This window comes from Deltaproteobacteria bacterium, from assembly GCA_013151235.1.
Taxonomy (GTDB): Bacteria; CG2-30-53-67; CG2-30-53-67; order CG2-30-53-67; family CG2-30-53-67; genus JAADIO01.
Genome location: JAADIO010000026.1, coordinates 21,316 through 32,306 on the forward strand (window position 1 = coordinate 21,316; position 10,991 = coordinate 32,306).

At 53.6% G+C, this 10,991-nt stretch carries 10 protein-coding genes; all 10 read left to right on the forward strand.

The features are described from left to right. The first annotated feature begins 3 nt into the window (after positions 1-3). The 10 genes from GXP58_05115 (at position 4) to GXP58_05160 (ending at position 10,876) form a co-directional block, all read left to right on the forward strand. On the forward strand, positions 4-1,452 hold the full coding sequence (locus tag GXP58_05115) for a sugar transferase (GenBank protein NOY52986.1): 1,449 nt from the start codon (positions 4-6) through the stop codon (positions 1,450-1,452). 49 nt (positions 1,453-1,501) lie between these two features. Continuing rightward, on the forward strand, positions 1,502-2,275 hold the full coding sequence (gene cysQ / locus GXP58_05120) for a 3'(2'),5'-bisphosphate nucleotidase CysQ (protein NOY52987.1): 774 nt from the start codon (positions 1,502-1,504) through the stop codon (positions 2,273-2,275). 94 nt (positions 2,276-2,369) lie between these two features. Further along, positions 2,370-4,097 (forward strand): bifunctional sulfate adenylyltransferase/adenylylsulfate kinase, encoded by a 1,728-nt coding sequence (locus GXP58_05125; protein ID NOY52988.1) that lies wholly within the window; start codon positions 2,370-2,372, stop codon positions 4,095-4,097. Positions 4,098-4,103: 6 nt separating this feature from the next. Next, the gene (locus GXP58_05130; GenBank protein ID NOY52989.1) at positions 4,104-4,436 is read left to right on the forward strand and encodes a nucleotidyltransferase domain-containing protein; all 333 of its coding nucleotides are present in this window, start codon (positions 4,104-4,106) and stop codon (positions 4,434-4,436) included. Beyond that, positions 4,420-4,827, forward strand: a complete 408-nt coding sequence (locus tag GXP58_05135; GenBank protein ID NOY52990.1) for a HEPN domain-containing protein — start codon at positions 4,420-4,422, stop codon at positions 4,825-4,827. The genes GXP58_05130 and GXP58_05135 overlap by 17 nt, the downstream gene beginning before the upstream one ends. 58 nt (positions 4,828-4,885) lie before the next feature. Then, positions 4,886-5,755, forward strand: coding sequence for a glucose-1-phosphate thymidylyltransferase RfbA (rfbA, locus tag GXP58_05140; protein ID NOY52991.1), 870 nt, complete (start codon positions 4,886-4,888; stop codon positions 5,753-5,755). 62 nt (positions 5,756-5,817) lie between these two features. Beyond that, positions 5,818-7,236 (forward strand): mannose-1-phosphate guanylyltransferase/mannose-6-phosphate isomerase, encoded by a 1,419-nt coding sequence (locus GXP58_05145; protein NOY52992.1) that lies wholly within the window; start codon positions 5,818-5,820, stop codon positions 7,234-7,236. A 35-nt stretch (positions 7,237-7,271) separates the two neighbouring features. After that, positions 7,272-8,162, forward strand: coding sequence for a HEPN domain-containing protein (locus tag GXP58_05150; protein ID NOY52993.1), 891 nt, complete (start codon positions 7,272-7,274; stop codon positions 8,160-8,162). 223 nt (positions 8,163-8,385) lie between these two features. After that, positions 8,386-9,471: a GDP-mannose 4,6-dehydratase gene (gene gmd / locus GXP58_05155; GenBank protein ID NOY52994.1), complete on the forward strand. Its 1,086-nt coding sequence runs from the start codon at positions 8,386-8,388 to the stop codon at positions 9,469-9,471. Positions 9,472-9,934: 463 nt separating this feature from the next. Continuing rightward, complete coding sequence (locus tag GXP58_05160; GenBank protein NOY52995.1) at positions 9,935-10,876, forward strand: GDP-L-fucose synthase; 942 nt, start codon at positions 9,935-9,937, stop codon at positions 10,874-10,876. The last annotated feature ends 115 nt before the right edge of the window (positions 10,877-10,991 follow it).

The following is a 10,991-nucleotide window of genomic DNA, read 5'->3' on the forward strand; positions in this document are numbered from 1 at the left end:
AAGATGCTGCGTGAACGTGCTCGGATGGTGACGAGGATCTCCGTTATTACGGACGTCATCATTGAACTTGTTGCCTTCTATCTGGCCCACTGGGTTCGGAATACCTTTCTCATTGGTCTGGCCTGGGAGGTTATGGGGAAGGTTTATGTCGTCCATGAGCGGGAACTGGCGAGCCAGGACCTCTGGCTGCTGGTCATGATCATTCCCTTTTCCCTCTATCTCTTTCGCCATTACGGGGCCTACGAATCGGCCCGGCTGAAGAGTTTCGGGATGGTGATGAGCGGATACCTCTCGGGGATCCTCGCGATGCTGATTTTCCTCGTATTGATGCACGATGTTTTTGTTCAGTTGAGAATCAGCCGTCTTCTTTCCGTCCTTTTTCTCGGATTCACTGCATTGTTGATCGCCATCAAGGAACAGGTTCTTTTCTTCGCGATGCATCATTTCCGGGGGATGGGGTTTAATTTTCGGAATGTTCTGATTGTCGGGAGCGGTCCCCGCGCCATGGAGGTGGTGGATGCACTGAAAGAGCATCCGGAGTGGGGGCTCAGGCTGGTCGGTTTCGTCGACCCGGATCCGAATCGTGTGGGGAAAGAGTATGGAGGCCATGTTGTCGTGGGGAGTGTAGATGATTTGCCGCAAACACTTGACGAGAACGTGGTGGATGAAGTTATTATCGCCATGCCGAGAAGCTGGTTCCAGCTTGTGGAAAAGGTCCTTCGCACCTGCGAGACCTCGGGGATTCGTGCCCATCTCCGATTTGATCTTTTCAATCCCAAGATCGCCAAACCGGTCTTTCACGACCTCTTCGGGTTTCATCTCCTCTCCTTCGAAACAACCTCCATGCATGATATTCAATTACTGGTCAAGCGCGGGTTCGATGTGGGGGCCTCCCTGATCCTCATTCTTCTTTTCGCACCGCTGATGATCGCGGTTGCCCTGCTCGTAAAACTAACTTCGCCCGGTCCGGTCTTCTTCAAACAGGAACGGATGGGGTTGAATGGGCGGCGCTTCATGATGTACAAGTTTCGCTCCATGTATGTTGATGCGGAAGAGCGTCTGACCGAACTGGAGGATCAAAACGAAATGACGGGACCGGTCTTCAAAATTTCCGACGACCCGCGTGTGACCCCCGTCGGTCGTTTCATCCGGAAGTTCAGCATCGATGAACTTCCCCAGCTTTTTAACGTCTTCAAGGGGGAGATGTCTCTCGTTGGTCCCCGTCCTCCCGTCTATCGGGAAGTTGTCGAATACCAGCGATGGCAGCGTCGCCGGCTTTCCATGCGTCCCGGAATCACCTGTATCTGGCAGGTTAGCGGCAGGAACGATATCGATTTCGAGGAGTGGATGGAACTCGATTTGGAATACATCGACAACTGGTCTTTCTGGCTCGACCTGAAACTTCTCTTCAAGACCATCCCGGCGGTCCTGGCCGGGAAGGGGGCGCACTGAAAACCTGCTCACCGCAAAGGAGCAAAAGACGCAAAGGAAACCATAAATTATGAATATAGAAATAGACAAAGTTTGCAGTATTGCCGTTGAAGCCGGTCATGCCATCCTTGAGGTCTATCAAAAGGATTTTGACGTCGAATACAAGGATGATTATTCTCCCCTGACCGAAGCGGACAAGGCCTCCCATCAGATTATAGAAAGAGAGCTGTTAAAACGCTATCCGGAGATTCCCGTTCTTTCCGAAGAAGGGAAGGGAATCCCCTACCCGGAGCGGAGGAACTGGGAGCGTTTCTGGCTGGTCGATCCGCTGGACGGAACCAAGGAATTCATCAAGCGGAATGGTGAATTCACCGTCAATATCGCCCTCATTGAAGGGTATCGCCCCGCAGCCGGTGTGATCTACATTCCCGTTGAGGACCGCCTCTTCTACGGGATCGTGGGGGAGGGGGCCTGGTCCCGGAATGGAGACGGGGAGACCGTTCCCATCCATGTCCGGGAAAGCCCGTCGGAGAACGGGCTTGTCGTTGTACAGAGCCGTTCCCATCCATCGGAAGCGCTCCGGCATTATCTGGGGAAGCTGAACATCAGGGAGTCGATTGCCAGAGGGAGCTCCCTGAAACTCTGCGCCGTCGCCGACGGAAGTGCCGACATCTATCCCCGTCTCGGCCCGACTTGGGAATGGGATACTGCCGCCGGTCATGCCATCGTCGAGGCAGCGGGGGGACACGTCGTGGACCTGAAGAAGATGCCTTTACGATACAATAAGGAAGTGATCAAGAACGACCACTTCATCGTTGTCTCGGATCTGGGGTTGATGCCGTGAGGTATTTCACCGCAGAGACGCAGAGGGCGCAGAGAAGATCAACAACATAGCAAAAAACAAAGGATGAACAAGAGCAAAGGGAAAAGGATATTTTATGACTCATGTAAACGAACCCTACGGCGAAACACTGATCAATCTTCTTGAAAACCCTGACCGGGTGCGGGAGCTGAATGAACTCGGCAAGACGATTCCCTCCCATACCCTGACCCATCGTCAGATTTGCGACCTGGAACTTCTTCTGAACGGGGGACTGTCGCCTCTCCGGGGGTTCATGTTGCGGGAGGAATACGAATCGGTATTGGAGGAGATGCGTCTTGACGACGGTAAGCTCTGGCCTGTGCCGATAACCTTGGATGTCCCCGATGCCCTGGCCGCTCAGGTCGAACCGGGAGGAGAACTGGCCCTGCGTGATTCGGAAGGATTCATGGTTGCCGTCCTCCGGGTGGAAAGCCGCTGGAAGGCGGATCGGGAGAAAGAGGCAAAGCTTCTCTTCGGGACGGATTCAAGGGATCACCCAGGCGTCCGCTATCTTCTGGAAGAAGTGAACGACACTTATATTGGGGGACGGGTCGAGGGCATCCAGCTTCCCCTCCATTATGATTTCGAGACCCTGCGTCATACTCCTGCCGAACTGCGTGCGGAATTCGAGCGTCTTGGCTGGCGCCGGGTTGTCGCCTTTCACACCAGCAAACCGATGCACCGGATCCACAGGGAGATTACCCTGAAGGCTGCGCGGGAGGCCAATGCACACATTCTGATCCATCCGGCGGTCGGAATGACCAAACCGGGCGATCTCCATTATTATGCGAGAGTCCACTGTTACGAGGCGATTCTGCGGCACTATCCCCACAACTTGGCGGTCCTTTCACTGCTCCCGGTTGCCGTCCGGATGGCCGGTCCCAGGGAGGCCTTAATGAATGCCATCATCCGCAAAAATTACGGCTGCTCACATATCATCATCGGTCCGGAACATGCAGCGCCGCCGAATCTTCGCGACGGGGAGAAACGGTTTTATCCTGCATACGCCTCGCAGGAGATTGTCCGAAAACATATGGAAGAGATAGGGATTGAAATGATTCCTGTTCGGGAGATGCGGTATGTGCCGGAGACCGGCACCTTCCTCCCCCTGACCCGGATTGAGCGGGAGGGCAAAACAGGCCTCGTTTTTACGGACAAGCGGCTCCGGGAAGATCTTGCCTGCAATCGAAAAATCCCGGACTGGTTCTCTTATCCCGATGTTATTGAAAGACTCCGCACGGTTTATCCTCGACGAAGCAAACAAGGGCTGACCCTCTTTTTTACCGGCCTCTCCGGAGCGGGGAAGTCGACCCTGGCCAAGATCCTTTATGCGAAATTTATTGAAGCCGGCGGCCGACCGGTCACGTTGCTGGACGGGGATATCGTTCGACGCAATCTTTCGAGCGAACTCGGATTTTCCAAGGCACACCGGGATCTGAACATCCAGCGAATCGGATTTGTGGCCGGAGAGATTACGAAAAACGGCGGAGTCGCCATCTGTGCCCCGATTGCTCCTTATTCAGCAATGCGCAGAGCCGTGAGGGAATTGATCGAGCAGCACGGCGCCTTTATCGAGATCCATGTTGCAACCCCGGTGGAGGTTTGCGAAGGCCGGGACCGCAAAGGGCTTTACGCCAAGGCGAGGGCCGGACTGATCCCGGCGTTCACCGGAGTCAGCGATCCCTATGAAGTGCCGGAGACCCCTGAGATTCGTATTGACACGACCGACACTTCTCCCATGGAAGCCGCCCAGGAGGTTTTTCTCTACCTCATTCGGGAAGGATATATCGATACGGAGGGGTGAAATTTAATGAAATCTCAGGAAACGGGAAAAGAAATCATTAACGACATTGTTCAGCGGATTGTTAGACAGTTCCGTCCTGAAAAAATCATACTCTTTGGTTCTTATGCAAAAGGTGATGTCAATCCTGACAGTGATGTTGACTTATTAGTCATATTGCCTATTGAGGGTTCCCGTCGGAGGAAAACGGTCGAAATAGATTTGGCTCTTGTAGGGGTAGAACTTCCGGTGGACCTGATTGTTGTAACTCCCGAGGAGGTCGAGAAATATCGTAACAAGATTGGTACGATTATAAGGCCTGCAATGAATGAAGGTGAGGTTCTCTATGAGCGAACAGCATAAGGATCTTACAATTATTATAAGTTGGATCGAAAAGGCCGAGAACGACCTTCGGAATGCTGAGCATACACTGAGTATGGAAAAGAACTGTCCTTTCGATACAGTCTGTTTCCATGCACAACAATGTGCCGAAAAATACCTGAAAGGATTGCTGGTTTCTGTTTCTGCGGATTTTCCTAAGACCCATGACCTGCGACTTTTATTACAATTGGCTCGATTAAAGGTACCCATTGATGTCGAGATGAAGAGACTATTGGTTTTGAACCGATATCCTATTGAGGCACGCTGCCCTGGAGAGTGGGAACCAATTACACGTTCAGAAGCAGAAGAGGCCGTAAAAATTGCTCGGGAAGTTCGGAAAAGTATCAGAAGACATATACCACAAATCACATAGAACACATTTTTTGCGGCATTGACCCCGTCTGGGTTTTAACATCCGAAAGGATCTTCAAATGAAAGGTATCATCCTGGCCGGGGGTTCCGGCACACGGCTCTATCCCATCACCCGGGCCGTCAGTAAACAGCTTCTTCCCGTATACGACAAGCCGATGATCTATTATCCTCTTTCCACGCTCATGTTGGCGGGACTGCGGGAGATCCTCGTCATATCAACACCGCATGACCTTCCGAACTTCGAGCGGCTCTTAGGCGCCGGCGAACAGTGGGGGATAGATCTGCACTATGCCGAGCAGCCGGAGCCGAATGGACTGGCCGAGGCCTTTCGGATCGGAGCGGACTTCATCGGAGGTCAACCCAGTTGCCTGATCCTCGGGGACAATATTTTCCATGGACAAGGTTTGAGCCGGGTGTTGCAACAGTCTGCTCAACTCACGGAAGGGGCACGGGTTTTTGCCTACTGGGTGAAAGATCCGGAACGTTATGGTGTGGTAAAAATTGATGAGCAAGGCCGGGCGACGAGTATTGAGGAGAAGCCGAAGAAACCTAAATCCCATTTTGCCGTGACCGGGCTTTATTTTTACGATCATGAAGTCGTCGAGATTGCGCGGGGGCTTTCACCCTCATTACGGGGAGAACTGGAGATCACCGATCTCAATCTTGTATATCTCGAAAGAAAGCAATTAACTGTGGAAAAACTCGGCCGCGGTACAGCCTGGCTCGATACGGGCACTCACCAGTCCCTGCAGCAGGCCTCCACCTTCATCGAAACCATCGAGGCCCGCCAGGGATTGAAGATCGCATGTATAGAGGAGATCGCATACCGGATGGGTTATATCGAAGCCGAAGCACTTGAGGCTCTTGCAAAACCGCTCTGCAAGAATGATTACGGGAAGTACCTGCTCCAGATTCTTCGGGAAGAGTGAATATTATGATTCCGGAAACATTGGAATCAAAGGAAGAACTAATCCTCAGATAAAGGAATCCCATGACCCTCTACCCCGTCATTCTTGCCGGAGGTTCCGGCACCCGGCTCTGGCCGATGTCGAGGGAGTTTTATCCCAAACCGATGCTCCCCCTCCTCGGTGAGAACACCCTGTTGCAGGAAACGGTCAGACGGCTGGATGGAATCCAAGGAATTGCCGGCCCGCTCTTTGTCTGTAACGAGGAACACCGGTTTCTTGTCGCCGAACAGGTTCGGAAATCCGGTCGGGAACCTGCGTGCATTCTCCTGGAACCGAAGGGACGCAACACCGCACCGGCCCTGACCCTTGCAGCCCTCTTTCTTCTGGAGCAGGATCCGGAGGCTATGATGGCCATCATGCCGGCGGATCATGTTATCGCTGGACGAAAAAAATTCTGTGATACCGTTCGGCAGGGACTTCCTCTTGCAGAAAAGGGAGAACTGGTCACCTTTGGTGTTGTTCCTGAGCGCCCCGAAACCGGATACGGCTACATCCGTAAGGGAAAACCGGTCAAGGGTACAACCGCATCGAAGGTCGGCGAATTTGTAGAAAAACCGGACCTTCAGAAGGCGGAAGAATATCTGGCGGCCGGGGAATATCTTTGGAACAGCGGGATCTTTCTGATGAAGGCCTCTCGCTGGATCGCAGAACTCAAACAATATCGCCCCGATATAGAAAAGATGTGCCGGAAGGCTTCGGCCCGAAGTCACCAGGACGGAGATTTCTATCGTGTCGACAAGGAGGCATTTCTCTCCTGCCCGAGTGACTCCATCGACTATGCCGTGATGGAAAAGACCGATCGGGCAGCCGTCCTTCCTCTTGATGCCGGATGGTCCGACGTGGGGGACTGGTCCTCGCTTTACGAAATTGCTGAAAAGGACGAACAGGGAAATGTCCTCCGGGGGGATGTGGTTGCCCTGGATACGCGTGATTCCCTGCTGATGTCTCAGAGTCGTTTTCTGGCAACGGTCGGGCTGGAGAAAATGGTTGTCATCGAAACGGCCGATGCCGTTCTTGTGGCCGACAAGAAAAAAGCACAGGATGTAAAACAGGTCGTCAAGTGGCTCAAGGAAAACAAACGGGAGGAATACAGGATCCACCGCAAGGTCTATCGGCCCTGGGGGGCCTACGAAGGAGTCGATGCCGGAGAACGGTTTCAGGTCAAACGCCTCTCCGTGAAACCCGGAGCACAGCTTTCTTTGCAGAAGCATTATCACCGTGCCGAACACTGGATCGTCGTCCGGGGAACGGCACGGATCACCGTCGGGGAGAAAGTGTTCGTTCTGACGGAAAACCAGTCGACCTATATCCCCCTGGGTGAGATGCACCGCCTTGAAAACCCCGGGACCATCCCCCTGGAAATCATCGAGGTCCAGTCCGGAAGCTACCTCGGCGAAGACGATATAGAACGCTTCGCCGATGTTTACGATCGATGTGATTGAAAGAGTGAGATGTTTCTTTTCGGGAACCTGCAGCGATGAATCCCATGCTTAAAAACGTAGAAGGAACGCTCCTCGGAGCACTTCCCATTATCGGTGTCGGCATGAAGGGGGTGGTCCTTTTCGGTTCCTCCGTTCGGGGAGATCCGTCGGAAGACTCCGACATTGATCTTCTCATCGTTCTGGAACCGCTGGACAGAAACCGACGCAGCCGAAGAGAGACCTATGTCCGGATCAAACAAACCTTGAATTTGTCTCGTCCTCTCGACCTCCTGTTGTATGAGAAGAGGGAATGCCTGTACAATTTTCGAAACCATAATCCTCTTTTCCTCGATATTGCCACGGAGGGGCTTGTACTGTATGATCCGGAAGGTTTCCTGAAACGAGAAATGGATACAACCCGGGAATACATCGCCCGAAAAGGGCTTGTGAAACAGGACGATGGTTGGGACTTCCCCGTGGATTATCGAAAGGTCTCCAGCCTTTCAAAGGTCAGCAATCGTGACTTTGTTATAGCATGGTTGACGGATTCTCAGCGTGACCTTGCGTCGGCCCGAAAACTGCACGACGCGTCGCTCTGCGAGAAGTCGATCTATCATTGCCAACAAGCCGTTGAAAAGGCCTCCAAGGCGGTCCTGCTTTGCTGGGGAACATACCGCAAAACCCATTTTACGGCCGGGATCCTGCGGGCCGAAGTCGCCGGGCAGAAGATGCCGGAATCGCTCCGGAATGATCTCAATCGGATCTCGGAATATGCTGAACTCATGGAACCCGAGATCAGTCTTGCACGATACCCAGGAATGCATGAAGGGGGACTATGGGTTCCATCAGAGGAATATGGCGAGGAGGATTCGTCGGACGCAATCGACAAGGCGGAAGAAGTCCTGAAGATTGCCGATAAATTTGTAAAGTGGTGGTTCAAATCATAATGGATTTGCTTTAGAGTTCTTTAATGTAGTTGTTCTTCTCTGTGATCTCAGTGTACTCAGTGGTGCGAAGCTTTTGACTTTGCTTTTGCCCAAGAATTGATTTCCTCCGCGTCCTTTGCCTGCCTGTGCGGGTGCCCCGCACCTGTCTGCGTGCGGGCTGCCCGCACAGGCAGGCGCAGACAGGCGCCTCTGCGGTGGAAAAACTTGACCAAGGGAGACCCTTATGAAAACAGCATTAATCACCGGGATCACCGGCCAGGACGGCGCCTACTTGGCGGAATTCCTGCTGAAGGCAGGCTACACGGTCCACGGAATCAAGCGTCGGGCCTCCCTCTTCAATACCGACCGGATCGACCACCTCTACCGGGATCCGCACGACAAGGAGAGCCGCTTCCACCTCCACTACGGGGACCTGACCGACTCCACCAATTTGATCCGGATTATCCAGGAGACGAAGCCCGACGAGATCTACAACCTTGCCGCCCAGAGTCACGTCCAGGTCTCCTTCGACACCGCCGAATATACCGCCAATGCCGATGCACTGGGGACCCTCAGAATTCTGGAGGCCTTGCGAATCCTGGGAATGGAAAAAGCGGCCCGATTCTACCAGGCCTCCACCAGTGAACTCTTCGGTCTCGTGCAGGAAGTGCCGCAGAAGGAAACGACCCCGTTCTACCCCCGGAGTCCCTATGCTGTGGCCAAGCTCTATGCTTACTGGATTTGCAAAAACTACCGGGAGGCCTACGGGATTTACGCCTGTAACGGAATTTTATTTAATCATGAATCACCCCTTCGGGGAGAAACCTTCGTTACCCGCAAGATCACCCGGGCCGTGGCCCGTATTTATCTCGGACTGCAGGAGAGGCTTTATCTCGGCAATCTGAACGCCAAACGGGACTGGGGGGATGCCCGGGATTACGTGGAAGCGCAGTGGAAAATCCTGCAACAGCCCGAACCGGACGACTACGTGATTGCCACGGGCGAGCAGCACTCCGTCCGGGAGTTTGTCGAGCTTGCCTTTCAGGAGGTCGATATAAAGATCAAATGGGAAGGGAGAGGGGTCGATGAAAAGGGGATTGACGATAAGAGCGGCAAAGTCCTTGTTGAAGTTGATCCCCGTTACTTCCGCCCCACCGAAGTGGAAAGCCTTCTCGGTGACCCTACAAAATCGAGGGAACAACTCGGATGGATTCCGAAAATTACCTTTGAGCAAATGGTTGCCGACATGGTGCAATACGATCTGGAAGAAGCAAAGCGGGATGAACACTGCAAGAAAGGCGGATTCCGGATCTACAGCCACCATGAATAGATGAGGGAATGATATTTTGTTCTCCCTCGTCTCTGAAGGTGTTTGTGAAATGGTCCGGGATGGGATTTCGAGACAAGAGGACCACCCCTCACCTCGATCCTCTCCCCTGGTATTGGCCGTTTGATCGGCTTAAACCGTTCAAGCGGTTGAAACGGTTTGGTCCTCCCCTTTGGGAAGCTTGCCGAACTACATGCCCGGAAGCCGGTTGCGCCACGCGAACGGAATGTCAATCACTTACACCGTTCGCCCTGAGCCGGTCGAAGGGTGGACGGAGACCGGACGGAATGCCGAAGGAGTGGATGGGGCTTTGAAGTATCCGCCCCTCTTCCGGGGTGGCCCGGTTGCTCCTTCTCCCCGCTGGGGAGAAGGCCGGGATGAGGGGGGACCCTGGAAGCTATCCTTGGCAAGGTGAGCCAAAAGCAGACTTGACCCCTCTTGGGGTCGTTTTCCGGGGAAATGTAACATGAACCTTGCACCGGATTCCAAAATCTACATCGCAGGCCACCGGGGCCTCGTCGGCTCCGCCATCGTGAGAAGGCTCGAAAAAAGCGGCTATCATAACCTCCTTACACGGACCCATCATGAACTCGACCTTACCGACCCGAAGGTCGTCCTTGATTTTTTTGACAAGGAGCGTCCGGACTATGTATTCCTGGCCGCGGCAAAAGTCGGCGGGATCCACGCAAACAACACCCGGCCGGCCGACTTTATCCGGGACAATCTCTTCATCGAGCTGTCCATAATAGATGCCGCGTACCGTACGGGAACGAAGCGACTCCTTTTTCTCGGTAGCTCCTGCATCTACCCGAAGATAGCGCCCCAGCCGCTTAAAGAAGAATACCTCATGACCGGTCCCCTGGAGCCGACCAACTCCGCTTACGCATTGGCCAAGATCGCCGGGATCGAGATGTGCAAGTCATACAACCGCCAGTACGGAACGCGATATCTTCCCGTAATGCCGACGAACCTCTACGGTCCGGGCGACAACTTTGACCTCGAAAGCTCTCACGTCCTGCCTGCTCTCATCCGGAAATTCCACGAAGCCAGAATCGGTGGGGCCAAAACCGTCACCATCTGGGGAACGGGAACGCCCCGTCGGGAATTCCTCCATGTGGACGACCTGGCCGATGCCTGTGTCTATCTCATGGAAAATTATAATGGAACCGATCTGATCAATATCGGGACCGGAGAGGACATCACCATCCGGGAATTAGCGGAAATGGTAGGGGTGGTCACAGGCTTCGAGGGAAAACTGAAATTCGATCCTTCCAGGCCCGACGGCACACCCCGGAAACTCCTTGATGTATCAAGATTGAACTCAATCGGCTGGAAAGCAGGAATCGGCCTGGCGGAGGGAATCCGGGCAACCTACCAGTGGTACCTTGATCAATCTCCGGAAGAATAATCTTTTTTCCTTCATCTACACCGTTCGCCCTGAGCCGGTCGAAGGGTGAACGGAGACCGGACGAAACGCCGAAGGAGTGGATGGGGCTTTGAAGTATCCGCCCCGCTTCCGGGGT